Source organism: Thiocapsa marina 5811 (assembly GCF_000223985.1).
Taxonomy (GTDB): domain Bacteria; phylum Pseudomonadota; class Gammaproteobacteria; order Chromatiales; family Chromatiaceae; genus Thiocapsa; species Thiocapsa marina.
Map to the genome: position 1 here is coordinate 25,139 of NZ_AFWV01000015.1, position 26,005 is coordinate 51,143.

27 protein-coding genes are annotated in these 26,005 nt (G+C 64.8%); 15 read left to right on the plus strand and 12 right to left on the minus strand.

The annotated features are described in order from the left end of the window. Nucleotides 1–9: 9 nt before the first annotated feature. The 5 genes from phaR to THIMADRAFT_RS19825 all read left to right on the plus strand — a co-directional run bounded on the left by phaR (nt 10) and on the right by THIMADRAFT_RS19825 (nt 3,218). Nucleotides 10–537 carry a polyhydroxyalkanoate synthesis repressor PhaR gene (gene phaR, locus THIMADRAFT_RS19805; RefSeq protein WP_050799639.1) on the plus strand — a complete coding sequence of 176 codons (528 nt, stop codon included), beginning with the start codon at nt 10–12 and terminating at the stop codon, nt 535–537. Nucleotides 538–668: 131 nt separating this feature from the next. Then, entirely contained in the window at nt 669–1,037 is a 369-nt protein-coding gene (locus THIMADRAFT_RS19810; protein ID WP_007194880.1) for a phasin family protein, read from the plus strand. 179 nt (nt 1,038–1,216) lie between these two features. Beyond that, on the plus strand, nt 1,217–1,957 hold the full coding sequence (gene phbB / locus THIMADRAFT_RS19815; RefSeq protein WP_007194881.1) for an acetoacetyl-CoA reductase: 741 nt from the start codon (nt 1,217–1,219) through the stop codon (nt 1,955–1,957). A gap of 478 nt (nt 1,958–2,435) precedes the next feature. Then, entirely contained in the window at nt 2,436–2,939 is a 504-nt protein-coding gene (locus THIMADRAFT_RS19820; protein WP_040732972.1) for a DUF29 domain-containing protein, read from the plus strand. An 87-nt stretch (nt 2,940–3,026) separates the two neighbouring features. Continuing rightward, nucleotides 3,027–3,218 carry a hypothetical protein gene (locus THIMADRAFT_RS19825; RefSeq protein WP_007194884.1) on the plus strand — a complete coding sequence of 64 codons (192 nt, stop codon included), beginning with the start codon at nt 3,027–3,029 and terminating at the stop codon, nt 3,216–3,218. A 19-nt stretch (nt 3,219–3,237) separates the two neighbouring features. Here the strand turns inward: THIMADRAFT_RS19825 and purD are convergent, their stop codons facing one another. From purD to cutA, 12 genes are all read right to left on the minus strand, one after another. Next, the gene (purD, locus tag THIMADRAFT_RS19830) at nt 3,238–4,527 is read right to left on the minus strand and encodes a phosphoribosylamine--glycine ligase (protein ID WP_007194885.1); all 1,290 of its coding nucleotides are present in this window, start codon (nt 4,525–4,527) and stop codon (nt 3,238–3,240) included. Nucleotides 4,528–4,728: 201 nt separating this feature from the next. Further along, nucleotides 4,729–5,502, minus strand: a complete 774-nt coding sequence (lpxA, locus tag THIMADRAFT_RS19835; protein WP_007194886.1) for an acyl-ACP--UDP-N-acetylglucosamine O-acyltransferase — start codon at nt 5,500–5,502, stop codon at nt 4,729–4,731. A gap of 161 nt (nt 5,503–5,663) precedes the next feature. Further along, complete coding sequence (gene purH, locus THIMADRAFT_RS19840; RefSeq protein ID WP_007194887.1) at nt 5,664–7,223, minus strand: bifunctional phosphoribosylaminoimidazolecarboxamide formyltransferase/IMP cyclohydrolase; 1,560 nt, start codon at nt 7,221–7,223, stop codon at nt 5,664–5,666. A gap of 61 nt (nt 7,224–7,284) precedes the next feature. Continuing rightward, nucleotides 7,285–7,593 carry a helix-turn-helix domain-containing protein gene (locus tag THIMADRAFT_RS19845; protein WP_007194888.1) on the minus strand — a complete coding sequence of 103 codons (309 nt, stop codon included), beginning with the start codon at nt 7,591–7,593 and terminating at the stop codon, nt 7,285–7,287. Next, nucleotides 7,590–8,588, minus strand: coding sequence for a tRNA dihydrouridine synthase DusB (dusB, locus tag THIMADRAFT_RS19850; RefSeq protein WP_007194889.1), 999 nt, complete (start codon nt 8,586–8,588; stop codon nt 7,590–7,592). Before dusB ends, THIMADRAFT_RS19845 begins: the two co-directional genes overlap by 4 nt. Before the next feature lie 183 nt (nt 8,589–8,771). Beyond that, the gene (gene prmA, locus THIMADRAFT_RS19855) at nt 8,772–9,674 is read right to left on the minus strand and encodes a 50S ribosomal protein L11 methyltransferase (RefSeq protein ID WP_007194890.1); all 903 of its coding nucleotides are present in this window, start codon (nt 9,672–9,674) and stop codon (nt 8,772–8,774) included. Between the two features lie 286 nt (nt 9,675–9,960). Next, a complete protein-coding gene (accC, locus tag THIMADRAFT_RS19860; protein ID WP_007194891.1) occupies nt 9,961–11,301 on the minus strand; it encodes an acetyl-CoA carboxylase biotin carboxylase subunit in 1,341 nt (446 codons plus the stop codon). Between the two features lie 92 nt (nt 11,302–11,393). Beyond that, complete coding sequence (accB, locus tag THIMADRAFT_RS19865) at nt 11,394–11,855, minus strand: acetyl-CoA carboxylase biotin carboxyl carrier protein (RefSeq protein WP_007194892.1); 462 nt, start codon at nt 11,853–11,855, stop codon at nt 11,394–11,396. Nucleotides 11,856–11,857: 2 nt separating this feature from the next. Then, complete coding sequence (gene aroQ, locus THIMADRAFT_RS19870; protein WP_007194893.1) at nt 11,858–12,319, minus strand: type II 3-dehydroquinate dehydratase; 462 nt, start codon at nt 12,317–12,319, stop codon at nt 11,858–11,860. Nucleotides 12,320–12,426: 107 nt separating this feature from the next. After that, on the minus strand, nt 12,427–13,014 hold the full coding sequence (locus THIMADRAFT_RS19875; protein WP_007194894.1) for a TlpA family protein disulfide reductase: 588 nt from the start codon (nt 13,012–13,014) through the stop codon (nt 12,427–12,429). After that, a complete protein-coding gene (gene dsbD / locus THIMADRAFT_RS19880; RefSeq protein WP_007194895.1) occupies nt 13,011–15,479 on the minus strand; it encodes a protein-disulfide reductase DsbD in 2,469 nt (822 codons plus the stop codon). Before dsbD ends, THIMADRAFT_RS19875 begins: the two co-directional genes overlap by 4 nt. Then, nucleotides 15,458–15,787 (minus strand): divalent-cation tolerance protein CutA, encoded by a 330-nt coding sequence (gene cutA / locus THIMADRAFT_RS19885; protein WP_007194896.1) that lies wholly within the window; start codon nt 15,785–15,787, stop codon nt 15,458–15,460. The genes dsbD and cutA overlap by 22 nt, the downstream gene beginning before the upstream one ends. Nucleotides 15,788–15,930: 143 nt before the next feature. On the opposite strand from cutA, the gene THIMADRAFT_RS19890 reads away from it, so the two are divergent. The 10 genes from THIMADRAFT_RS19890 (at nt 15,931) to THIMADRAFT_RS25895 (ending at nt 25,775) form a co-directional block, all read left to right on the plus strand. Continuing rightward, nucleotides 15,931–16,356 carry an FxsA family protein gene (locus tag THIMADRAFT_RS19890; protein ID WP_007194897.1) on the plus strand — a complete coding sequence of 142 codons (426 nt, stop codon included), beginning with the start codon at nt 15,931–15,933 and terminating at the stop codon, nt 16,354–16,356. 144 nt (nt 16,357–16,500) lie between these two features. Next, the gene (gene groES, locus THIMADRAFT_RS19895; RefSeq protein WP_007194898.1) at nt 16,501–16,791 is read left to right on the plus strand and encodes a co-chaperone GroES; all 291 of its coding nucleotides are present in this window, start codon (nt 16,501–16,503) and stop codon (nt 16,789–16,791) included. Nucleotides 16,792–16,919: 128 nt separating this feature from the next. Continuing rightward, nucleotides 16,920–18,569 carry a chaperonin GroEL gene (gene groL / locus THIMADRAFT_RS19900; protein ID WP_007194899.1) on the plus strand — a complete coding sequence of 550 codons (1,650 nt, stop codon included), beginning with the start codon at nt 16,920–16,922 and terminating at the stop codon, nt 18,567–18,569. 632 nt (nt 18,570–19,201) lie between these two features. Next, a complete protein-coding gene (locus THIMADRAFT_RS19905; protein WP_233490305.1) occupies nt 19,202–19,861 on the plus strand; it encodes a carbonic anhydrase family protein in 660 nt (219 codons plus the stop codon). A gap of 246 nt (nt 19,862–20,107) precedes the next feature. Further along, a complete protein-coding gene (locus tag THIMADRAFT_RS24970) occupies nt 20,108–21,496 on the plus strand; it encodes a sigma 54-interacting transcriptional regulator (protein ID WP_007194901.1) in 1,389 nt (462 codons plus the stop codon). Nucleotides 21,497–21,567: 71 nt separating this feature from the next. Continuing rightward, complete coding sequence (locus tag THIMADRAFT_RS19915) at nt 21,568–21,963, plus strand: Hsp20/alpha crystallin family protein (protein ID WP_007194902.1); 396 nt, start codon at nt 21,568–21,570, stop codon at nt 21,961–21,963. Between the two features lie 133 nt (nt 21,964–22,096). Then, nucleotides 22,097–22,639 (plus strand): Hsp20/alpha crystallin family protein, encoded by a 543-nt coding sequence (locus THIMADRAFT_RS19920; protein WP_007194903.1) that lies wholly within the window; start codon nt 22,097–22,099, stop codon nt 22,637–22,639. A gap of 84 nt (nt 22,640–22,723) precedes the next feature. Beyond that, nucleotides 22,724–24,001, plus strand: a complete 1,278-nt coding sequence (locus THIMADRAFT_RS19925) for an FAD-binding domain-containing protein (protein WP_007194904.1) — start codon at nt 22,724–22,726, stop codon at nt 23,999–24,001. A 5-nt stretch (nt 24,002–24,006) separates the two neighbouring features. Then, entirely contained in the window at nt 24,007–25,584 is a 1,578-nt protein-coding gene (locus THIMADRAFT_RS19930; protein ID WP_007194905.1) for an FAD-binding domain-containing protein, read from the plus strand. Further along, entirely contained in the window at nt 25,581–25,775 is a 195-nt protein-coding gene (locus THIMADRAFT_RS25895; protein ID WP_007194906.1) for a DUF2256 domain-containing protein, read from the plus strand. Before THIMADRAFT_RS19930 ends, THIMADRAFT_RS25895 begins: the two co-directional genes overlap by 4 nt. Nucleotides 25,776–26,005 lie beyond the last annotated feature (230 nt).

Here is a 26,005-nt window from a genome sequence, read left to right on the forward strand (position 1 = left end):
TAGATGCCAATGAACGACGAGCGCATTATCAAGAAGTACCCGAATCGGCGGCTCTACGACACCGAAGTCAGTCGCTACATCACGCTCGCCGACGTGCGTGACCTCGTCATGCACTGCACCGCCTTCAAGGTGGTCGACACGGCGAATGACAACGACATTACGCGTTCCATCCTGCTGCAGATCATGCTCGAGGAGGAAAGCGGCGGAGAGCCGCTGTTCAGCGCGACCATGTTGTCTCAAATCATCCGCTTCTACGGCGGCACCCTCCAAGGCATGTTCGCGCGCTATCTCGAAGGCTCGCTCGATCTCTTCTCCAAACAACATCACGAGCTGGTCCGCTCCTTGGGCGAGACCCCGTTCGATGCCATGACCCGGATGACCCAAAAAAATGTCGAGCTGTGGTCGGAGATTCAAGGCGAGCTGATGCGCGCGGCGGGTTTTGATCTCGGCGGCGATCGTCGGAGCAAGACCGATCGCAAGACACCATCGCCCGCCGAAGGCAAAGACAAAGACGACGGCGGTGACGCATCTGCCTAGGCGTAAGAGGATCGGGGTGCTGCATCCTGAATGCTTTGGATTGAAGGAAACGGTGTTGACAGAGGCTGATCAGACGACTATTGTGCACTGCAACAATTGCTGCACTGCACAACACATCGGAGCAACAACTCATGACCAACACCAACGACACCCTGAACACCGTCAACGAGCTCACCACCAAGACCGTCGAGCGCATGTCCAGCCTCGGCGAGCTGAACGTCCGCATGTTCGAGAAGATGTCTGCACGCCAGATGGATGCCATGAGCCTCTACATGGAGCACGCCATGCGTGTGATGAAGCTCGCGACCGAGTCCAAGGGCTACAATGAGTTCTTCAAGGGCCAGGTCGAGGCCACCAAGGAGCTGAGCGAGCGCGTTCTGGCCGAAGGCAAGACCAGCATGCAGGCCGTTACCGAAGTCCGTGACGACTATCGCAGCTGGATCGAGAAGAGCATGGCCGACGTGTCCGCCGACCTGCGCAAGAGTGTTCCGGCTGCTTAATTCGGCAGTTGGTTAGACTCGGCAGCCCAAGGATGGGCCGCCATTCGCAAGCGCCCTGCGCGGGGGCTTGCGAATGGTTCGTGATCGGAAGATCCCGGGCCTCCGTGAGCGGATCGCGTGTTGATCGCTCCGGACCTTGATGAACGAAAGACACCAATAAAATCCCGGAGGAAAGAGACATGGCTCGTATCGCACTCGTGACCGGCGGCATCGGCGGAATCGGCACCTCGATTTGCACCCGTCTGGCGAAGGACGGCTGCACGGTCATCGCCAATCATCATCCTTCCGAGGCCGCTGTTGCGGAAACCTGGAAGAAAGATCGCGAGGCCGAGGGCTTCGCCATCGACACCATCGCCGCCGACGTGTCCTCCTTCGAAGACAGCGCGCGCATGATCAAGGAGATCACCGAGAAGCACGGGCCGGTCGACGTCCTCATCAACTGTGCCGGTATCACCCGCGACAAGACCTTCAAAAAGATGGAACACGCGCAGTGGGATGCGGTGATGCGGGTCAACCTGGACAGCGTCTTCAACGTGACGCGCAATGTCTGGGAAGGGATGCTCGAGCGCGGCTTCGGTCGGATCATCAACATCTCTTCGGTCAACGGACAGCGCGGTCAGTTCGGTCAAGCCAACTATTCGGCTGCCAAGGCCGGTATGCACGGCTTCACGATGGCCTTGGCCCAAGAGGGCGCATCCAAGGGCGTCACCGTCAACACCGTCTCGCCCGGTTATGTCGAGACCGCCATGACCCTGGCGATGGACGACACCGTGCGCAACAGCATTATCTCGGGTGTCCCGATGCGTCGGATGGCACAGCCGGCGGAGATCGCCGCGGCGATCGCCTTCCTGGCCGGCGACGAGAGCGCCTACATCACCGGCGCGAACCTGCCGGTCAACGGCGGTCTGTTCATGCACTGAGGGGCTCGTCACATCTAAACCGCGTCCGTTATCGTTAAAATCGGTACGAGGTGAGATCGGCCTCGCTGCAGACAACCATCTCGGCAAGACGCGGTTTAGAGATCGAAGATCGGAAATCAGAACATCGATGTCTCGGGCCTGTCGGCGACCGGCGGAGCCCGAGACCTTAAAGATCGATACCAGTGTCCTCCTCGTCTCTCTCATCATGAGACGTTTCCAGCCCGGCTCCCCGCCGGGCTTTTTTTTGCCCTCGGGAAGCTCTGCCCGGATCGGCTCTGGAAAAAATCCGTCTAAATCCGCTACCCTGTCGGCATACGCATACGCATACGCATACGCATACGCATACGCATGGGCATGGGCATGGGCATGGGCATGGGCATGGGCATGGGCATGGGCATGGGCATGGGCAGTTCCGAGTGCAGACGACTCGCGACTTCACCGACTCTCGATGCAGACTCGGCAGGCGCTGGACCAGGATATGACCGACCTCGCAACACTCTATAAGATTGATTATTCGGCTTGGGCGGAGCGCCACGTCCAATTGCTGCGTGCCGGGCGCTACTCGGAGCTGGACGTCGAGCATCTCGTGGAAGAACTGAGCGACATGGGCAAGAGCGAGCAGCGCGAGCTCGAAAACAGATTGACCGTCCTGCTGGCTCATCTGCTGAAGTGGGAGTATCAGTATCGCACCCTGTCCGAGCGCTGGCGTGAATTCAAAGGCGACAGCTGGCGCGCGACCCTCATCGAGCAGCGCAACCGGTTGGACAAATTGCTCAAACAGGCCCCTGGTCTCAAGGCGCGATTGCCTTCAACCATCGGCGAGGCGTATACCGACGCAGTCGGGTTGGCCAGCGATGAAAGCGGTCTGCCGTCGAGCACCTTTCCGGACCGATGCCCCTACAGCGCCGAGCAACTGTTTGATAAGACCTTCTACCCGGCGCAGCCCGAGGGTCAGGCCGAGGCGGGACACGCTGAACCCTGATCGGTCGGCAAGTACCGGAACAACGCCTCGCGACCAGGCAAGCCCCGAATTCAACACGACCGAGAACGAGGCCCGTTGATAACCACGATGATTGCAGAGGTGTATGACGCCCTTCTGAGCGCGGGGGCCGATGACGAGAAGGCTCGCGCGGCGGCGAAGGCAATCGCCGAATACAACCGCGATATTTCGGAACTGAGATCGAACCTGGCTCTGTTGAAATGGATGGTCGGGTTCAATCTCGCCTTCACGATGGCGATTCTCTGGAAGGTCTTTTCCTGATGCCTACCCTCGGCAACCTTCAGCTCGACCGCTCGCGGGCGATCGCCCGATAACCGATATCGCGTCGGAACTGGCAGCCTTCCCACCGAATATTCTCGATGGCTTGGTAGGCCCGGGACTGGGCCTCGGAAACGCTGTTTCCGAGTGCGGTGACGCAGAGGACACGTCCGCCGTTGGTCCGAATCGCCGTTCCATCCGCCGTTGTGCCGGCCTGGAAGACCTTGACGTCCGAGGGCAACCCGGCGTTCAACCCGCTGATCGGGTGGCCGGTCTCGTAGCTGTCCGGATAACCGCCGGCCGCCATGACCACCCCCAGTGCGGGCCGCGGATCCCAGGCGGCTCTGACCTGATCGAGACGACCTTCGATCGCGGCCAGGCACAGCTCGACCAGGTCGGATTCCAGACGCATCAGCAGCGGCTGGGTCTCCGGATCGCCGAGCCGGCAGTTGTACTCGAGCACCTTGGGTGTCCCGTCGGCGGCGATCATGAGGCCGGCGTAAAGGAAACCGACATAATGGATACCCTCGGCGGCGAGCCCGGCGACGGTCGGCTCGATCACCTCGCGCATGACGCGATCGTGGATCTCCGGGGTGACGATCGGGGCGGGGGAATAGGCGCCCATGCCGCCGGTGTTGGGTCCGCGGTCGCCGTCGTCGCGGGCTTTGTGATCCTGCGAGGTGGCAAGCGGCAGGATGTGCGCACCGTCGACCATGACGATGAAGCTCGCCTCCTCGCCGGTCAGAAATTCCTCGATGACCACGCGATTGCCCGCACTGCCGAAGCGCCCGGCGCCGAGCATGTCCTGCACCGCCGCCTCGGCGGTCGCGAGATCCTCGGCCAGGATGACACCCTTGCCCGCGGCGAGACCGTCGGCCTTGATGACGATGGGTGCGCCGACGCGACGCAGATAGGCGAGCGCAGGCTCGGTCTCGGTAAAGACGCCGTAGGCCGCCGTCGGGATGCGATGGTGCGCGAGGAAATCCTTGGTGAAGGCCTTCGAGCCCTCGAGCTGCGCGGCGTCGCGGGTCGGTCCGAAACAGCGCAGACCGGCCGCCTTGAAGGCATCGACGACGCCCGCGACCAGGGGTGCCTCCGGGCCGATGATCGTCAGGTCGATTGACTGCTCGGTGGCAAAACGCACCAGTGCGGGAATGTCGTCCGCCGTGATCGGCAGATTCTCCACCTTGGGCTCATGCGCGGTGCCGCCGTTGCCGGGCGCAACGTAAACGCGCTCGGCCAGCGGCGATTGTGCGGCCTTCCACGCAAGGGCGTGCTCGCGCCCGCCATTGCCGACGATCAGGATCTTCATACCTGTCACCTTTAAACCGCGCTCAGCGCGGTATGCGATGTTTTGGGATGGGATCGGCTCCGGCAGATTTGACGAGCGCTGGAGCCGGCGCGGTTTAAACGATTAAAAAATAGATTATTTTAAACCGCGTCCCGGCTAAGGGTCGTGGATGCAGCCAACGTCGATCTCACTCACGAATCAGCATTTCGCTCCGGACGCGGTTCAAAACGAGACGACGCCGCGCCGGCTTGACTGAATGAATTCGACGATGGATCGAGTCTCCGGGCCCGGATACTCCTGCTCGGCTCGGGCGAGTGCCTCGCCCGAGCGCAGGCCGGAGCGGAAGACCAGCCGATAGACGGCCTTGATGCGCGTGCGCTGCTCCTGCGAGAAACCGCCGCGGCGCAAGCCGACCACGTTGAGCCCCACGATGCGCGCCCGATGACCGTCGACCAAGGCGAACGGCGGCACGTCCTGCGCGACACCCGTGACCCCGGCGACCATCGCATAGGCGCCGATCCGACAGAACTGATGCACGGCGACCTGCCCCGAGAGGAAGGTCCGATCCGCCACCTCGCAATGACCGGCGAGCGTGGCCGTGTTGGCGAAGATGTTGTGGTCGCCGACGATGCAGTCATGGCCCGCATGCGAGAAGGCCATCCAATAATTGTGACTGCCGATGCGGGTGCCCGCCTCGGACTTGATGCCGCAGCTGATGTTCACCCCTTCCTTGAAGTGGTTGTGATCGCCGATCACCAGCGGCCGCGCCAGCTCAGGCTTGAAGCCGAGGTCCTGAGGCTCCGAGCCGAGCGTCGCCCCGTGACAGACCCGGTTGTGCGCGCCCATCCGGGTCGAGCCGAAGATGCGCACGCAGGACTCGATCCGACAGCCTTCGCCGAGGACGGCCCCGGACTCGATGATCGAATAGGGGCCGACACTGACCGAGGGATGCAGGTCGGCGCCGTCTTCGATGATGGCCGTCGGGTGGATGCCCATTGAACCGCGTCCTGTGTGAGTCAAGGAGGTGATGGCGTCGATCGAGGTCGGCGCGCTTCAAATAATTGAAAATATAAACTTAAATCGCGTTGACTCCGGCGTGGTTGGTGGCTCCAAGGCCACGCCGAAACGAAAACAGTGCCTGTCGGACCGGACGCGATTTAATGCCTGAAATGACGCATGCCCGTGAAGATCATCGCGATTCCGTGCTCGTTCGCGGCGGCGATGGTCTCCTCGTCGCGCATGGAGCCGCCGGGCTGGATGACGGCCGTGATGCCTGCCGCCGCGGCCTGGTCGATCCCGTCGCGGAACGGGAAGAAGGCGTCCGAGGCCATGACGGCACCGGCGACCACGAGGCCCGCCTGCTCGGCCTTGATGGAGGCGATGCGTGCGGAGTTCACTCGGCTCATCTGGCCGGCGCCCACACCGATCGTCATGGCGTCGCGGCCGTAGACGATGGCGTTGGATTTGACGAACTTGGCCACCCGCCAGGCGAAGAGCAGGTCGGCAAGCTCCTGCTCGCTCGGCGCGCGCTCGGTGACGGTCTTCAGCGACTCGGTCAGGCGCAAGTCGGCATCCTGGACCAGCAGACCGCCGTTCACGCGCTTGTAGTCGAGCCGGTGGACCAGCTCGCTGTCCCACTCGCCGCATTCGAGCAACCGGACGTTCTTTTTGGCGGCGACCGCCTCGCTTGCCTCGGCGGTCACTCGAGGCGCGATGATGACCTCGACGAACTGACGCTCGACGATGGTTCGGGCCGTCTCGCCGTCGAGCTCGCCGTTGAAGGCGATGATGCCGCCGAAGGCCGATTCCGGGTCGGTGCTGTAGGCGCGCTCGTAGGCATCCAACAGGTTGGCGCCCAGGGCGACACCGCAGGGGTTGGCGTGCTTGACGATGACGCAAGCGGGGCCCTCGGAAAACTGCTTCACGCACTCGAGCGCCGCATCGGTATCGGCGATGTTGTTGTAGGACAGCTCCTTGCCTTGGATCTGGTTTGCCGTGGCGATGCTGGTTTCCAGGGCGCCGTGCTCGATGTAGAAGGCCGCGTTCTGATGCGGATTCTCGCCATAGCGCATGGATTGCTTGCGAGCGAGCTGCAGGCTCAGTGTGCGCGGGAAGGCGCCGGGGGTGTCGGTCGCGAGCCTTGCGCCGAGATAATTGGCGATGGCGCCGTCGTAGCGGGCGGTATGCTCGAAGGCCTTGACCGCCAGATCGAAGCGCGTGGCCTCGCTCACCCCGCCGTGGGCGGCGATCTCCGCGGTGATACGGGGGTAGTCGGCCGAGTCGACGACCACGGAAACGGACGCGTGGTTCTTGGCCGCGGCGCGCAGCAGGGTCGGTCCGCCGATATCGATGTTCTCGATGGCCGTGGCCAGATCGCAGGCCGGATCGGCCACGGTCTGCTCGAAGGGGTAGAGATTCACGACGACCAGGTCGATCGGCTTGATCTCGTTCTCCCGCATGACCCGGTCGTCCACGCCGCGACGGCCGAGGATCCCGCCGTGGATGCGCGGGTGCAGGGTTTTGACCCGACCGTCCATCATCTCGGGGAAGCCGGTGTAGTCGGAGACCTCCGTCACCGGGATGCCCTGCTCGGTGAGGAGCCGGGCAGTCCCGCCGGTGGAGAGGATCTCCACGCCTTTGGCGGCAAGCTCGCGGGCGAAGGCGGCCAAGCCGGTCTTGTCGGACACGCTGATCAGGGCGCGATGAATGGAGTGCATGGAGGTCGATCCGGGTCTGATGATCTGAATGAGGGCGCGCGGTGCGGCCGGGGATTCGGGGTCAGCGCGCGCGCTCGATCCCGTACGCGGCGAGGCGCTTGCGCAGGGTGGCGCGCGTCAAGCCGAGGATCTTCGCGGCGTGGCTCAGGTTGCCGTTGGTGTGGTCCAGAACGGTGTCGAACATGGGGCGCTCGACTTCCTCGAGCACCAGGGCGTAGAGGTTGGCCACGTCGTGTCCCGCCATGTTCTCCAGGTAGAAGCGCAGCGCATCCTGCACGCATTTGCTCAAGGGGTCGGTGCGATCCGCCTCCACCACCTGCAGCCCCGTCGATGTCGGTTCGGATACACTGTCCAAGGCGACTGAATTCATGCTGCTTGATTCTCCGTTTCGGGGCATTGCTCGAAGAACGCGGCGACCCGCGACAACTGCTCCGCCGGGGTTTCTGTCCCGTTGACGATGTCTCTGAAGGCCGCTGCACCCGGTAAGTAACGGCAGTACCAGGAGATGTGTTTGCGTGCGATCCGCACGCCGGCATGGGCGCCGTAAAAGCGATACAGGGCATCGAGATGCTCGCGCAGGAGCGCATGGATCCAGTGCCCGGGCGGCTCGACCGGCAGGGTGCCCGAGGTCAGGTAAGCCGCGACGTCGCGGAAGATCCAGGGACGCCCCCGGGCCGCGCGTCCGATCATGATAGCATCGGCGCCGGTGCAGTCCAGAACCTGTTTCGCGCGTTCGGGGCTCGTGATGTCGCCGTTGGCGATAAGCGGTATCGTCACGGCCGCGCGGACGGCACGGAGCGTGTCGTATTCGGCGGGTACGCCGTAGCTGCAGGCACGCGTACGCCCGTGGACGGTCAAGGCGGCGATCCCGGACTCCTGCGCGATCTGCGCAACCCGCACGGCATTGCGGGTCTCGGGCGACCAGCCTGTGCGGATCTTCAAGGTGACCGGGACCGCGACCGCAGCCACCACGGACTCGAGGATGCGCCCGACCAGGACCTCGTCGCGCAGCAGCGCAGAGCCCGCCGCGCGTTTGCAGACCTTCTTTGCGGGACAGCCCATATTGATGTCGACGATGTCGGCGCCCAGGTCGACATTGATCCGGGCCGCTTCGGCCATGTCGAGCGGATCCGCGCCGACGATCTGCGCCGACACCGGACCGGCCTCGCCCGCGTAGTCCAGACGTCGCACCGATTTGCGAGTGCCCCAAAGCGCGGTGTTCGAGGAGACCATCTCGGCAACCGCGAGCCCTGCACCCAGACGCCGACAAAGCGCACGGAACGGACGATCGCTCACCCCGGCCATCGGGGCAAGGATGAGATTGTTTTCGAAGCGGTGGGGGCCGATGGCGAATGAGCGATTCATGGACGGACTCGATACAGTAGGCGCGATTGAAGCAATCATGTTTCGAAACGAGCCTGACTCGCCCGCCCGGCCACGTCGCCGATCGGAGCGGTCGGGTCGACATGTAGGATCGGGCGGACATGCGAGAGTGCAGTCCACCGATCCCTGATCCGGCGCCGGTGGACTGCGCTACGCTTGTCCACCCTACCGGCGCGTCCCGCAGATGAGTGCCCAATCCTCGCGCAGGCGTGTCGGTGCGAGCTCGATCCGCTCGTCATAGGCCGCGCGGACTGTCGCGACCTGCTCGGCAAGCACGCCCGAGACGGCCAGCGCGCCGCCCGGTCGCAGCGACCGGACAAGCCGAGGGGCCAGCGAGATCAGCGGCCCGGCGAGGATGTTGGCGATGGTGACATCGACCTTCAGCTCGGGCATCTCGTCAGGCCCGTAGATCTCGAGCCGGTCTGCGATCCCGTTTGCAAGGGCGTTGTCCCGCGTTGCTTCTAAGGCTTGGGGATCATGGTCGACGGCGATCGCTCGTGCAGCGCCCAAGCGCAGCGCCGCGATCGCCAAGATCCCCGAGCCGCAGCCGTAATCCAGAACCGTTTTGCCGTCGAGCGCGGTACCGTCGAGCCACTCCAAACAGAGCGCGGTGGTCGGATGATGCCCGGTCCCGAAGGCCAGCCCCGGATCAAGCGCGACGACCACGGCCTCGGCGACGGACTCCGGATCATCCGGATCCTGCCCGTGCGGACAGACCCAAAGACGCCGACCGAAGCGGGTCGGCTTGAAGGTGTCGAGCCAGACCCGCTCCCAGACCTGATCCTCGATCCGTTCGACGCGAGGCCCGCAAGCACCTGCGGAGCGCGGCTCGCGCACCAGTTGATCGACCAAACGGCCGACCACTGCCTCGCCCTCGGGATCCGCATCGAACAGTGCCGAGACCTTGACCTGCGACCAGAGCGGCGTCTCGCCCGGGCCCGGCTCGAGCTGGGGTTCGTCGGCGGCATCGGCGAGCGTTACGGAGAGTGCGCCGGCGTCTTCCAGGACGGCGGCGATTCCCTCGGCGTCCGGTTTCGGCACCTCGATCGAAAGCTGCAGCCAACCCATTTAAATCGCGTCCGGCACAATATGCGCAGTGTTCATGCGGTCTCGATCTCGCAGCGGTTCGTAAGCGCCGGAGTCGACGCGATTTAAGTGACTAAAAGATCGGATTGATTGCGTTGCGCGAGGGCATCGGCGAGTCCGATCCAGCCCCGAGTGCCTACCTGCCTCGAAGCCGGTCCGAGTCATTCGTTAGTCTTAACGTCCTGAACCGCGTCGCGCCGAGTCATCCAATCGCGCCGACATCGACGCCCTCTCGAACGTTTCATGTCGCTCGAAACGCGGTTCAGCATCACATGCCGAGCTTCTTTTCCAGATAGTGGATGTTCGCCCCGCCCGCCAGGAATGCCCCGTCCCTGAGGATCGATCGCTGCAGCTTGATATTGGTGTTGATGCCGTCGATCACCGTCTCGCGCAGCGCATTGCACATCCGCGCGATCGCGGCCTCGCGGTCTTCCCCGTGGGTGATCAGCTTGCCGATCATGGAGTCGTAATAGCGCGGCACCGTGTAGCCGGTATAGATGTGCGTTTCGAGTCGCACGCCCGGACCGCCGGGGGCATGGAATTCGGTGATCTTGCCGGGACTCGGCATGAAGGTCTCGGAGTCCTCGGCGTTGAGACGGCACTCCACGGCATGGCCGCGGATTACGATGTCGTCCTGCGTATAGCGCAGCGGCTCGCCGGCGGCGATCAGGATCTGCTCTTTGACGATGTCCACGCCCGTGACCATCTCGGTGACCGGGTGCTCGACCTGCACGCGCGTGTTCATCTCGATGAAATAGAAGCAGCCGTTCTCGAAAAGGAATTCGAAAGTGCCGGCGCCGCGATAGCCGATGGTGCGGCAGGCCTCCGCACAGCGCTCGCCGATCTCTCTGCGTTGCGCCTCGGTGATGCCGGGCGCGGGCGCCTCCTCGACCACCTTCTGGTGGCGGCGTTGCATGGAGCAGTCGCGCTCGCCGAGGTGGATCGCGTTGCCGTGCTGGTCCGAGAGCACCTGGAACTCGATGTGACGCGGGTTCTCCAGGTACTTCTCCATGTAGACCATGTCGTTGTTGAAGGCCGCGGCGGCCTCCGCCTTGGTCAGGGAAATGGCGTTCAACAAGGTCGCCTCGGAATGCACCACCCGCATCCCGCGTCCGCCGCCGCCGCCGGACGCCTTGATGATCACCGGGTAGCCAATCTGACGGGCGATCTCCAACGTGCGTTTTTTGTCGTCGTCGAGCGGGCCATCGGAGCCGGGTACGCACGGCACGCCGGCCTTGTTCATGGCGGCGATCGCCGAGACCTTGTCGCCCATCAGGCGAATGGTCTCGGGCCGCGGACCGATGAAGATGAATCCGGAGCGCTCCACGCGCTCGGCGAAATCGGCATTCTCGGACAAAAAGCCGTAGCCCGGGTGGATGGCGACCGTGTCGGTCACCTCGGCTGCGCTGATGATCGCCGGCACGTTGAGATAGCTGTGCAGCGAGGCGGCCGGGCCGATGCAGACCGACTCGTCGGCCAAGAGGACGTGCTTGAGGTCGCGGTCCGCTTCGGAATGCACCGCGACCGTCTTGATGCCCAGCTCGCGACAGGCGCGCAGGATCCGGAGCGCGATCTCGCCCCGGTTGGCGATCAGGACCTTCTCGATCATTGCAGGCATGGTGGCGATGTCTTTGCTGGATGAGGCGAGGCGCGTCGGGGGAGGGCGCCGGCGCTTGACGACGGGGGCTTTACCCTCCGCCCTTATTCGATGACGAACAGCGGCTGGTTGTACTCGACCGGCTGACCGTTCTCGACCAGGATACGTCTGATCTTACCGCCTTGCTCGCACTCGATCTGGTTGAGGATCTTCATCGCCTCGATGATGCAGAGCGTCTCGCCTGCCTTCACGCTCTGGCCTTCCTCCACGAACGGCTTGGAGCCCGGCGAGGGGGCGCGATAAAAGGTTCCGACCATGGGCGAGCGTACGACCTCGCCTTCCATCTCGCCGAAATCGTCCTCGCCGTCTTCGTCCCTGCCGGCTTGTGCTGGGCTGGCCGCGACCGCGCCTGTGGTCATCGGCATGGGCTGAGGCATGTACATCGGCATTGCGCCGCTGCCGTGTCGGCTGATGCGGACCGATTCCTCGCCCTCGTGGATCTCGATCTCCGCGACGTCGGATTGCTCCAACAGCTCGATCAGCTTCTTTACCTTGCGGATATCCATGGTCAGTGGTTCTCGTTGGAAAGGTCAGGCGCGAGGCGCCCGGCCGCGGCGCGCAATGCTGAAAAGTAGCCCTCGGCCCCGAGCCCGCTGATGACGCCGACGGCGATGTCGGAGAAATAGGAGTGGGCCCGAAACGGCTCCCGGGCGTGCACGTTGGACAGGTGCACCTCGATAAAGGGAATCCCGACCCCGAGCAGCGCATCGCGCAGGGCGACGCTGGTGTGGGTGAAGGCGGCGGGATTCAGGATGATAAAGCGAACCCCCTCGAGTCCGGCACGATGGACCGCCTCGATCAGGACATGCTCGGCGTTGCTCTGGATGCACTCCAGCGTGAAGCCTTCAGCCCGTGCCGCATCCTCCAAGCCCTGGTGGATCTGCGCCAGCGTGGCGCGGCCGTAATGCTCAGGCTCGCGGGTTCCGAGCAGGTTGAGGTTCGGTCCATTCAGGACCAAGATCGCGGCCATCCGGTCAATGTGCTCCAACGCGTCCGAGTCTCAGTGTACCCGCCGGTCTGCTTTGGATCGGCGGGAAATCGGCGCGAATTGTGCGGATTTTACGCGATGTTGTCCAGCTAAGACGCGTCCTTGTCGGCTCCTGCAGGATGCTCCGTCCCGACCAAGGCGCCGAGCTCGGCCTTGAGCTCGGCCGCGGCGACCTCGCCGGTACGGCTGAAGACACGGCGTCCGCTGCGGTCGAAGATCACCGTGAAGGGCAGACCTTCGACCCGGTTTCCGAGTCGTTTCGAGAGGGCGACAGCCTCCGGGTTGGCCATCAGGATGGGGTAGTTGACCGGGTACTGTGCGACGAACGCCTCGACGTCTTCGAGGCGATCCACGGCGATGCCCACCACCTGCACGCCGGCTTCGCCGAGTGCCTGCTGCGTTTCGATAAAGAGCGGCATCTCGCGAACGCAGGGAGGGCACCAGCTCGCCCAGTAGTTGACGACCACGACCTTGCCCGCCCAGGCATCGCTGCTGATCTTCGCTCCGGCGAGGTCGGTCAGGCCGAAGTCGGGCAAGGTCTGAAGCGGTGCGGATTGACGGATCGCCAAGCCCGTTTTCGGTTTCGGCGCTTCGATCCAGCGTTGGCTCACGACGGCGACCCCGACGCTGATCCCGCCCGCGAGCAGAATGACCATCCCCGTGCGAATGGCACTCATGGCGCGGCCCGACGCAGGTGCTCGACGAAGGCGTCGGCGGGCTTGAAGCCGACCAAGCGATAGTTCTTGAGCTCTTGCCCCGCGGTGTCGAAGTAAAGAATGGCGGGCGGCCCGATGATCCCGAAGTGCTTCATCAGGGCCTGATCGTCCGCGTCGTTGGCCGTGACATCCGCTTTGAGCAGGACGAAGCGGCCCATCTCCGCGATCACGGCCGGGTCGCTGAAGGTATAGCGTTCCAGCTCCTTGCAGGTCACGCACCAGTCGGCGTAGAAGTCCAGCATGACCGGTTTGCCGAGCGCGCCCGCCTTTCCGACCTCGCGCTCGAGATCCTCGAGCGTCTTCACGGGTGTAAAGACCGCCTCCGCTGCGGCGCCACCGCCGCCACCCACGGCGAGCCCGCGCAGCGGCTGGATCGTATCCTTGCCGCCGGCCGCGGCGCCGAGCAGCATGAGCGCGCCGTAGATGAGCAGGAAGACACCCAGGCCCTTCCAGAGTTTGCTCCAACCGCTTGCGCCCTGCGGCAGCTGGGTCAGTGCGCCCATGTAGACCGCCGAGCAGATCAGCAATAGCCCCCACAGCAGCATCGCGACGGCCGCCGGCAGGATCCGCTCCAGCATGAAGATGGCCACGCCGAGCAGGGCGACGCCGAATACCGCCTTGACCGCATCCATCCAACCGCCGGCGCGCGGCAGCAGCTTGCCGGCCGAGGTGCCGATGGCGATCAGAGGCGCGCCCATGCCCATACTCAGGGCGAACAGTGCGATACCGCCGAGCACCGCGTCTCCGGTCTGACTGATGTAGATGAGCGCCCCGAAGAGCGGCGGGGCGACGCAGGGTCCGACGATCAGCGCCGAGAGCAGGCCCATGATGGCCACGCCCAGCAACGTGCCGCCCTCCTGCTTGTTGCTGATCTCTGCGAGCTTGGACTGGAAGCTCGACGGCAGCTGCAGGTCATAGAAGCCGAACATGGACAGCGCGAGCAGCACGAAGATGAGCGCGAAGGAGGTCAAGACCCAGGGGTTCTGGAAGGCCGCCTGGAGATTCGCGCCGAAGAGCCCCGCCAGCACGCCGACGACCGTGTAGGTCAAGGCCATGGCCAGGACATAGACCAGCGACAGCGTGAATGCCTTGCGTGTGGTGATGTTCGGGCCCTGTCCGGCGATGATGCCCGAGAGGATCGGGATCATAGGGAAGACGCAGGGCGTGAAGGCGAGCAGGAGGCCGAACCCGAAGAAGGCCGCGATCACCACCCAGACGCCGCTGTTGGCAAGGACTGAGGCAATCCGGTCCTGCTCCGAGACCGTGTCGTCCGCATCCGATGGCGCACTTGCCGGCGGCGCGTCGGCCGTCGTAGCCGCAGCCGCGGCCGTCGGCAGGGCTGCCGTCACCAGCGCCTCCGGCAGGCTCAGGGTCACCTGTTGCGTCTGGGGCGGATAGCAGATGCCGATCTCGGCGCAGCCCTGATACTTGGCGATCAGGGTCACCTCGGTCGGCTCGCTCGACCCGCGCAGCAGGGGGAGGGTCAGATCGACCCGGTCGTGATAGACCTCGACGTCGCCGACGCTGCCGTCGGGGAGGATCGAGTCCTTCTTGATGTCGCCGGCGGGCCGTTCGAACGGCCCGATGGCAACCTCGCTGCCGTCCTCGAGCGTGAGCTCGAGCATGTGGCTGTAGAGATACGTCCCCTCGGCGACGTCCCAGGTCAGTTGCAGCCGGTCCGGGCCTGCGACCTCGGCCGAGAAGAGGAACGCCTCCTCGGCGGGGAGGATGTCGTCGTCCGCGCCCAAGCCAAGCGATTGGCCGAAGCCCGCCAATGCCTTCGCCGATTGCTCGCCCTGAATCGGCGACTGCCTCTCGGGGGCGGCCGGGGATGGGGTCTCGGCTGCGACAGGCGTCGCGGCAGCCATCTCCGGCAGCTCGAGCAGCAGACGCTGGCGGTGCGGCGGGTAGCAGAGTCCGGCATCGGCGCAGCCTTGGGAGGTGGCCTCGAGGGTCAGGAAGTTGCCGGCGCCGGTCGAACGCGTGACCGGCACTCGGATCTCGACGCTGTCGCGATAGACCTGGACCTTCCCGAAGAACTCGTCCTCCTTGGTCTGCGCGGCGGGCATCTGCGGTCCGCCGGTCGAGATCCCGACGGTATCCGTCTGGAATCCGAACTTGCTCTGATACATGTAATAACCGTCGGCGATCTCCCAGCGCACCCGGACCGCGTCGGGCCCGTCCGCCTCGCCCGAGATGCGGAAGGCCTGATCGGGCATCAGGAAGTCGTCCTCCGCCAGCGCGTTCGGCGCCGCCGCGGCGACCAGCAGCCAGGTCAAGGCGACGGCCAAGAGCCGTCCCGCGGCGAATCTTCCGGGCAGCGGCCGATGGTTCGGTCCCTGCTGTTCGGCGGCGGCGTCGATTACGGCTTGGCGCCGCTCGACAGCGGTCCCGATCCAGGAGCTCAGTCGTTGTGGTCGGTGCATGTCGTTATCCAGCTCAGATAGTCGGGGAGTCCCTCGGTGACGGGGACCGCGATGATTTCCGGAATCTCGTAGGGATGCAATGCGCGCAAGCGCTCGGTCAGCGCGGCGACACGCTCGGTCGTCGTCTTGATCAAGAGCAAGACCTCGGGATCGCGCTGGATCTGACCCTTCCAGCGATAAATCGAGGTGATGCCCGCAAGCAGATTGGCACAAGCGGCAAGTCGCTCATCGACCAATGACTCGGCGATGTGCCCGGCGGTCGCTTCGTCGGGGCAGGTGCAGAAGATCAAGCGATAGTCTGCCGTCATGCGATGGCTCGGCGCCGTTTCATAAGGTTCGGGGTTCCACTATCCTGCAACGGATGAGCCTTCTTCTACCACAATGTTTGTCGGTATAAGGGCCCTCGGTCGACCGACCTCGGACAGACCGGCCGCTTCAGGAGACTATTATCGTGCCTTTTTTGTTTCTGCTGATCGTCATCGGAATTCCGATGATCGAAATCTACATCATGATCCAGGTCGGCTCCGAGATCGGGGCGTTTCCGACCATCGCTCTGGCGATCTTCACCGCCATCGTCGGGATCTGGCTGGTGCGCCACCAAGGCTTCGGTCTGCTCGCGCGGGTGCGCGAGATCACCGACCGCGGCGAGGTCCCGGCCTTGGAGGTCTTGGATGGCGCGCTGCTCCTCGTCGCCGGACTCTTTCTGCTCCTTCCGGGCTTTCTGACCGACACGATCGGGTTTTTGTTGCTTGTCCCGCCCCTGCGGCAGTGGATCGTCGGGCGCTATGTCCGCGTGATCCCGGTCCGGACCGGCACGCCCCCCGGAGGCGGCGCGGGTCCGAGGGTCATCGAGGGCGACTACCGTCGCGAAGATTGAGGCAGGTCGAACCCTCCGACGCTTGACAGACGAGGAGAAGGCTCTACTATTAGCACTCGTTTGAGATGAGTGCTAACAGAGCGGACCGAAACGGACTGCTCACACGCGCTCCGAACCCGTCAACCGCACGAGGAGACCACTAGAATGAAGATTCGTCCCCTGCACGACCGCGTCGTTGTCCGTCGCATGGAAGAAGAGCGCACGACCGCCGGCGGCATCGTGATCCCGGACTCCGCCACCGAGAAGCCGATCCAGGGCGAGATCATCGCCGTGGGCAAGGGCAAGATCCTCGACAACGGTGAGAGCCGTCCGCTGGATGTGAAGGTCGGCGACCGCGTCCTGTTCGGCAAGTATTCCGGCACCGAGGTCAAGCTCGACGGCGACGATTTCCTGGTCATGCGCGAAGAAGACATCATGGGCGTCGTCGAAGGCTGATGCCGAGCGCTTCCCCTCCGGGAAGCCCGCATCCACGCCAGCCGTAAGCCCAGCGAGCGAGCCGCGCAGGCTCGATCCGCATCCCCTATAGCATCGAATCCCAAAGAATCGGATCAAGGATCAACACTATGAGTGCAAAAGACGTCAAGTTCGGCGGTGAAGCCCGTGCCCGTATGATGGAGGGTGTCAACATCCTCGCGAACGCCGTGAAGGTCACGCTGGGTCCCAAGGGCCGCAACGTCGTCCTCGAGAAATCCTTCGGTGCCCCGACCGTCACCAAGGACGGCGTGTCCGTGGCGAAGGAAATCGAGCTGAGCGACAAGTTCGAGAACATGGGCGCTCAGATGGTGAAGGAAGTCGCTTCCCACACCTCCGACATTGCCGGCGACGGCACCACCACCGCAACCGTTCTGGCGCAGGCCATGGTCCGCGAAGGTCTGAAGGCCGTCGCTGCCGGCATGAACCCGATGGACCTGAAGCGCGGCATGGACAAGGCGGTCGAGGCTGCGGTGGAAGAGCTCAAGAACCTCTCCAAGCCCTGCACCGAGTCCAAGGCGATCGCCCAGGTCGGCACCATCTCGGCCAACTCGGACGAGTCGATCGGCCAGATCATCGCCGAGGCGATGGAAAAGGTCGGTAAGGAAGGCGTCATCACCGTCGAAGACGGCACCTCGCTGCACAACGAGCTGGATGTCGTGGAAGGCATGCAGTTCGACCGTGGCTACCTCTCGCCCTACTTCATCAACAATCAGCAGAGCCAGAGCGCCGAGCTGGAAGACCCCTTCATCCTGCTGCACGACAAGAAGATTTCGAACATCCGCGAGCTTCTGCCCGTGCTCGAAGCGGTCGCCAAGGCCGGCCGTCCGCTGCTGATCGTCGCCGAAGACGTCGAAGGCGAGGCGCTGGCCACCCTGGTGGTCAACACCCTACGCGGTATCGTCAAGGTCTGTGCGGTCAAGGCCCCGGGCTTCGGTGATCGTCGCAAGGCCATGCTGCAGGACATCGCCATCCTCACCGGCGCGACCGTGATCTCCGAAGAGGTCGGTCTGTCGCTCGAGAAGGCGACCCTGAACGATCTGGGTACCGCCAAGCGCGTGCAGGTCGCTAAGGACGAGACGACCCTCATCGACGGCGCTGGCTCGGAGATGGACATCAAGGCGCGATGCGAGCAGATCCGCGCGCAGGTCGAAGAGACCAGCTCCGACTACGACCGCGAGAAGCTCCAAGAGCGTCTGGCCAAGCTGGCCGGCGGCGTGGCTGTCATCAAGGTCGGTGCCGCCACCGAGATGGAGATGAAGGAAAAGAAGGCGCGCGTCGAGGATGCGCTGCACGCCACCCGCGCTGCGGTCGAGGAAGGTATCGTCCCCGGCGGCGGTGTTGCGCTCGTCCGTGCCCAGACCGCGGTCAAGGGGCTGACCGGTGCGAACCACGACCAAGACGTCGGTATCACCATCGCGCGTCGCGCCATGGAAGAGCCGCTGCGTCAGATCGTTGCCAACGCCGGCTGCGAGCCGTCCGTCATCCTGCACAAGGTCGTCGAAGGCTCGGGTAACTTCGGTTACAACGCCGCCAACGGCGAGTACGGCGACATGGTCGACATGGGCATCCTGGATCCGACCAAGGTCACCCGCTCGGCGCTTCAGAACGCCGCGTCGGTTGCCGGCCTCATGATCACCACCGAGGCGATGGTCGCCGAAGAGCCGAAGGACGACGCCCCGATGCCGGGCGGCGGCGGCATGGGTGGAATGGGCGACATGGGCGGCATGGGCATGATGTAAGCCCGGTCGTCTGCGTTTAGCCGCAGATGAAAGCCCCGCCTCGGTGAGATACCGGGGCGGGGCTTTTTTTTGGGGCTTGCCGACTTGTCGGGCCGATCAACAACCCATCAGCGCCTCCGCGGCACGACGTCGACGACGCGCACCCAGTCGCTGCCGACCAATGATCCTAGATCCGGCAGTTGACCGCTTCGTGCTTCATGCAAGGCTTTGACTGCCTTGAAGATCGTGGTCGTCCGAGAGCTCACCCGCCGGGTGACGGCCGCTACGCCCCCTGGAGCACGCCCCGCGCGGCGCCCGGCTGCGTTGCAACTCGTTGGCGTAGAACCACTACGCCGCCTCGTTGCGCCTTGCCGGACACCGCGCGGGACGCACTCCAGGGGGCGTTCAACTGCCGGATCTAGGATGATTCCCCGTCGAGCGTGGCACCGATCGGGATCAGTTCGTTGTTTGCGCCGATCGCCAGGCCGTCCAGGGTCATCTCGGATTGGGTTTGTGAAGCGCGTCGCGGTGCTGTATAGATCGATCTCTCGGCTCGACAACGCGTCGCGTTTCCCCTCGATCGTCTCGGAGGTCTGCTGATGACACACAGATTGCTTTCGACTTCGCTGGCCCTTTTGTTTTTGGTTGCAGGGATGGCCCTCGCGGCGGGTCTGCCGCCTGATCGACCGTATGTGACCTTTGATGAGGCGAAGCAGGATGCGATGACGCCGGATATGGCGATCGAAAAACTCAAGGCGGGTAATCGACGATTCGTTGAAGGAAACATGCACAACCGCGACCTTTCGGCGCAGGCACAGCGCACGGCGTCCGGTCAGTATCCATTTGCGGTAGTCCTTTCTTGCCTCGACTCGCGTTCCGCGCCGGAGATCGTCTTCGACCAGGGCGTCGGCGATCTCTTCGTCGCTCGCGTGGCGGGCAACGTGATCAGCGACGATATGCTCGGCAGCTTCGAGTTTGCGACGCAGGTCTCGGGCTCCAAATTGATCGTGGTGATGGGGCACAGCGCATGCGGCGCCGTGATGGGTGCCTGCGACGGCGTCGAGCTGGGCCATCTGACCGGATTGTTGGCCAAGATCACGCCTGCCGTGGACGCAACGCCGGTCGCCGCCGATGCGCAGCGCAATGCGGGCAATGCGGAGTTCGTCGAGGCCGTCACCGAGGCCAATGCCAAGCTACAGGTCGCCGAGATCCTGCGTCAGAGTCCGATCATCAAGGCATTGGTCGATGAGGGGCACATCAAAGTGGTGCCGGCAATCCACAACCTCAGAACCGGCGAAGTCCAATTTCTCTAACGCATGGGGGGCTCGGCAGGCGATGTGTCGAGCCGGGCGGTGATGCGGGCGCGAGCGTGAAGACGTCGCTCGACACGGCCCGGCCCGAGCCGTCGAGGCTGAGCACCCGGTAGGGGGCGCACTTGCCCGGCCGAAGCCCGCGCGGCATGCCGCCGGAGCGGTCGTTCGACCGGACCGTTCGGCGCGTCGGCCGGCGGATGAAGTATTGAAGGATAATAAAATCCAACGGCTGCCAACGACGTTTCGGTGCTCGATCGGGACATCGTCGCTCTGAACCAAAAGCTCTCGGGCTTTCTGGATCTGACCCGGCACCGCGACGAGCATTACGGGCCCACGGATCTCGCTGCCTTGATCCGCGATGCGGCTCGGCTCGCCGAGCCGGTCGTCAAGCGTCACGGTCTGGGGATCGAGCTGGCAATCGCCGAAGGTCTTCCGCGTCCATCGCTTCAGAGCGGGGCGATTCGCGATGCCCTGTTGAATCTGCTCGTCAATGCGGCCCAAAGCGGCCAAGGGTCCGGGGTCATCCGGGTCGAGGCTGCGGCCACTCGCGAGGGTCTGCGGATTCGGGTCGAGGAACGAGGGCGCGGCATCGAGCCGAATGACCTGACACGTGTCTTCGTGCCTTTCTTTACGACCAAGGTCGGCGGGAACGGGCTCATCGAGGGTCGTACCGGCACGGGGAAGGAGCTGGTGGCGCGGGCGCTGCATGGACTGGGCCCGCGCGCCCAAGGCCCGTTCGTCGCGGTCAACTGCGGAGCCATCCCGGAGACCATGCTCGAGGCGGAGCTGTTCGGTCACGAGAAGGGCGCCTTCACGGGCGCGACGCGTCTGCACCGCGGCCGGTTCGAGCAGGCCCGCGCGGGGACGCTCTTCCTCGACGAGATCGGCGAGATGCCCCCCGCCTCCCAGGTCAGCCTGTTGCGGGTCCTCGAGACAGGCTCCGTCCAACGTCTCGGCGGAGAGCGCGACATCGCCGTCGATGTCCGAGTGGTCGCGGCGACCCACCGACCGCTCGAGGATCGGGTCGAGTCCGGCCTATTCCGTCAGGATCTCCTCTATCGACTCAACGTCCTCCCGCTGCGCCTGCCGACACTGCGCGAGCGCGCGAAGGACATCGGTCTGCTGGCCGAGCGTTTCCTCGCCAACGGACTGCGCGACATGGGCTGGACGGGGGCTGCACCCATGCTGGATCCGGAGGCTCTGTCCTTGCTGGAGCACTACCACTGGCCGGGCAACGTTCGCGAGCTTCGCAACCTGATGGCGCGCCTGGCCGTGCGGCTCCCGCCGGGCGTGCGCGAGATCGGCCCGAAGCTGCTCCAACCCGTGCTTCCGCGTTCCGCGGTCGATTCCCGTCCGCCCGGCGACGGGGTGTTCGTTCCCAAGGGTACCCGACTGGCCGATGCCGAATGGCTTCTGATCGAAGCCGCACTCATGGACAACGGACACAACCGAGCGCGTGCCGCCAAGGTCCTCGGCATCGGCGAGCGGGCCCTGCGCCGCAAGCTCAACGGGGGGTGCCCCGTCCTCCATGTCATCCGCATCGTTGAGCCCAAGTGTGGCTCCGCCCCGACAAACCCGCCGTCCGACCCCGGCCATTCTGGCCGCTTTTGGGGCTCTGAACCGGTCATCAAGTAGGCCGCACCGGCCGGGCTTGCTCCGGTCCGGGTCACAGCGCAAACGAATCGACACCAGCGAGGACTTTCACCATGAGCGAGAACACAGGCATGCAGGCACGAGAGCCGAGCGAGATGCAGGCCGCGCGTGCCGAAGAGGTGGCGTTGCTGCCGCCGGTGGACATCTACGAAGACGCCGCCGGGATCACCCTGGTGGCCGATCTGCCGGGCGTTTCGCGCGAGCGTCTCTGCGTCCAGGTCGACAAGGACACCCTCCTGATCGAGGGCGAGGCGGCGATCGAGATGCCGAGCGAGATGGAGGCACTCTACGCTGACCTGCGCACCACCCGGTTCCGGCGCAGCTTCACGCTGAGCCGAGAGCTTCAGGCAGACCAGATCGAAGCACAGATGCAGGACGGCGTTCTGACCCTGAAGGTGCCGAAACGCGCCGAGCTTCAGCCCCGTAAGATCCAGGTCAACGTGGGTTGATGCGACCAAACGAGGGGCGCGGGGCGAGTTGCCGCGCGCCCGACAATCCCGGCGCCCGCGGCCGATGTTCGATCCATGCGACGGAGACGTGATGGGTTCGCGAGCGCCGGGGTCCGGATTTCCGGAGGGATCTATGTCGACACTTCAACAGATCAGACACGACATCACACGGGCATGGGATCATGTCCGCGACGGCTGGGAGCGACTCTACGATCAAGCCGCCGGGGCCGTGACGCGCTTTACCCACAAAGGTGCGAGACCGACCCGCGAGCACGGCGGGCGGAGTCTCGACCTTTGGGGTGGCCTGCGCGCTCCGGCGTGGGGTACGACCCTGCCGAGCGGCGGTTGGGGCGTCCTGGCCGCGGAGGTTTCCGATGACGAGGACAAGATCGTCGTGCGGCTCGAAGCCCCGGGCATGGCCAAGGACGACTTCGAGCTTCAGGTGATGGACGGCTACCTGGTTGTCCGCGGCGAAAAGCGCGTCGAGCGCAAAGAGTCCAAAGGCCGCTACCACGTCACCGAATGCGCCTACGGCCACTTCGAGCGCGCGATTCCCTTGCCCGACGAGGTGGAAAGCGACAAGGCCAAGGCGAGCTACAAGCAGGGTGTCCTGCGTGTCGAGCTGCCCAAGGACAAGGCAAGACGGCGAGAGCCGATCAAGGTGACCGTGCATTGATACCCGCGCCGGGTGAATCGGTTCCGGCTTGAAAAGCGCCCGGCGTCATCCATGTCGTGCTCTCCGACCAAGACGGAGAGAGCGATGCGACGACCGGGTACGCAGGAACCCGACTTACCCGGCGACGGCGTGCAGGCCGAGACGCCGAGTCGGGCCGACGGCCTCGCGCGTCTGGCCTCCTTCGTTCCCCATGCTGCGGCCTATGCGCGCGAGCGCAGTCGCGTTGTCCCGCCGCATGATCGAGTCTCGCGGCTCTCTCCCTACCTGCGGCGTCGTCTGATCCTGGAGCGCGAGGCGATCGCCGCGGTTTGGGACGTCCATCCGCGGGATACCGTCGACAAGTTCGTTTCCGAGGTGCTGTGGCGCACGTACTGGAAAGGTTGGCTCGAGCTTCGCCCCCGGGTCTGGGACGCCTATCTCGAGCAGCGTCGACGCGACCGGGACGGGCTCGCGGGGACGGCGTCAACCCGCTATGCGGATGCGATCGCGGGCCGGAGCGGCATCGCCTGCCTCGATGCCTGGGCGCACGAGCTGATCGAGACCGGCTATCTGCATAACCATGCCCGCATGTGGTTCGCGAGCATCTGGATCTTCACCCTGCGTTTGCCCTGGACACTCGGCGCGGCCTTCTTTCTGCGGCACCTTTTGGACGGTGATCCAGCCTCGAACACACTCTCCTGGCGCTGGGTCGCGGGGTTGCACACGCGCGGCAAGCACTACCTGGCCCGTGCGGAGAACATCGTCCGCTATACCGACGGGCGCTTCGACCCCAAAGGAGAGCTCGACGAGCAGGCGTTGCCCCTGAACGAGCCGCCACTCGATCTTACGCCCAGTCCGCTCCCGGCTTCGATCGAGGTGGACACGGACCTTCCGAGCGGACTGCTTCTCACGCCGGAGGATCTCTCCCCGGAGGTCTCGCGCCTGTGGAAGCTCCGGTTTCGAGGCGTGGCCGGGGGGTGGGACGAGGCGGTCGGGGACAGCCTCAACCTGGCCACTGCGGTCGTCGACTTCTCGCGGGTCGCGATCGCCGATGCCCTGTCTCGGGCCGAGATGCATTTGGCAGTCCCGTCATACGTCCTCGACGAGGGCGATTGGCTGGCCGCGGCCGAGGAATGGGCTCTCAGCCTTGCGCTGCGCCAAGTCGTCACGCTCGAAACACCGGTCGGCCGATGGCGCGAGCGCCTCGAGCAGCTCGACGCGCAGCTCGCCCGGCACGGCATCGCGCTCGTCCGGGTGCGCCGGATCTGGGACAGCAGTCTTTGGCCCGGAGCGACCCGCGGCTTCTTCCCCTTCAACGAGCACGCCCGCCGCCAAGGCCGACTCGATGGTCTGACGCGCATCGCGCCGTCGCAACCGGGATAAAACACATGCAACTTGTCTGGTTCAAGCGAGACCTCCGGGTCTACGATCATGCTGCACTCGCCGAGGCCGCACGGCGCGGCCCGGTCCTGCCGCTCTATGTCGCCGAGCCCGAATACTGGTCCCAACCGGATGCCTCCGGTCGGCATTGGGCCTTCATCGCCGAGTGTCTCGGCGAGCTGCGAACGGATCTCGCCGCGCTCGGCCAACCCTTGGTGATTCGCGTCGGCGAGGCCATCCCGGTCCTGATCGAGCTGCTGAATCGTCTGCCCATCCAGACCGTCTGGTCGCACGAGGAGACCGGCAACGGCTGGACCTACGCGCGGGACATCGCGGTCGGCGAACTGCTGCGCAGCCGCGGCATCCCCTGGCATGAGCTGCCCCAAAACGGCGTGGTCCGCCGCCTCGAAACACGCAACCTCTGGTCGAAGATCTGGGAGCAGCGGATGCGTACCCCATTGGAGCCGCCGCCCCTCCTGGGGCCCTTGGGGGCGCTGTCCGAGATCGGCGGGCTCGGCGACATCCCGGATGGACGGGAGCTGGGAATTGCCGACGACCCCTGCCCGCAACGCCAACCCGGCGGTCGGCGCGCCGGCGTCATGACACTCGAAGGCTTCTTGCGCGAGCGCGGCGAAGCCTATCACCGCGAGATGTCGAGCCCCTTGACCGCGTACGGCGCCTGCTCGCGCCTGAGCACCCATCTCGCCTGTGGAACGCTCTCGATCCGCGAGCTGGCCCAGGCGACGCGTCATCGCCGGGAGGAGGTGGCGGCGCTAGCCCAAGGCAGCGGACAACGCGGCACCTGGCCCAAAGCACTCTCGGCCTTCGAGGGCCGGCTCCACTGGCACTGCCATTTCATCCAGAAGCTGGAGAGTGAGCCGCGTATCGAATTCGAGAACATGCACCGCGCCTGTGACGGTCTGCGCGATCCGACACCGGATCCGCATCGGCTCGACGCCTGGTGCCAAGGCCAAACCGGCTTCCCCTTCGTCGACGCCTGCATGCGTGCCTTGATCCAGACCGGCTGGATCAATTTTCGGATGCGCGCCATGCTGGTGTCCTTCAGCGCTTACCATCTCTGGCTGCATTGGCGCGAGCCGGGCCTGCACTTGGCGCGCGTCTTCACCGACTACGAGCCCGGCATCCACTGGTCCCAGGTCCAGATGCAATCCGGTACGACCGGCATCAACACGCTGCGAATCTACAACCCGGTCAAGCAGTCGCGAGATCAGGATCCCGATGGCCTCTTCATCCGTCGCTGGGTGCCCGAGCTGGCCGATGTCCCGGACGCCCGGATCCATACGCCATGGCAGATGTCCCGTGCCGAGCAAGACGCCTGCGGATGCCTGATCGGTCGCGATTACCCGGCCCCGATCCTCGACCACGAAGCCGCCGCCCGCGAGGCCCGACGCCGCATGGGCGCGATCCGTCGCAGTGCCGAATCCCGCACCGAAAGTCGGACCATCTTCGAGACGCACGGCAGCCGTCGTCGCAGTGGTGGCGCGAGCCGGGCGCGCACGAGCATGAGCACCGCCGAGACAGGCGGTAGACGAAAACGGCCCCCGAGCCCCGAGTCGACCTCATGAGCCATAAGAAGCCGAATCTCCCGACCAAGATCTGCGCGACCTGCGTCCGGCCCTTCACCTGGCGCAAACGCTGGGCGGCCTGTTGGGAGTCGGTCCGCTATTGCTCTGAGGCGTGCCGCAGTCGCCGTCGCGTGTCCAGCGTCAAGGCAACGAGGATCAGGGAAGGCTCGTCGGAGCATCCGGATCCTTAACCGGGGGGCGAAACTGTCGTGCATCGGAATTCCGAAGAATCCCTTGAGCAGGAAGGACGGAAAACGTCGAGAGCGGCCTATCTCATGCGCCGTATGATCTGGCAGTCACGGAATCCCTTCAAAAAAAACCGCTGTCGGCGACCGGTATGCGGTCGTCGAGCAGCGGCTCAAGCTCGTCGGAAGTCTTCGTGTCGGGGTGACTCAGGAAGCCGGGTCCCTCCCGCTCGTTC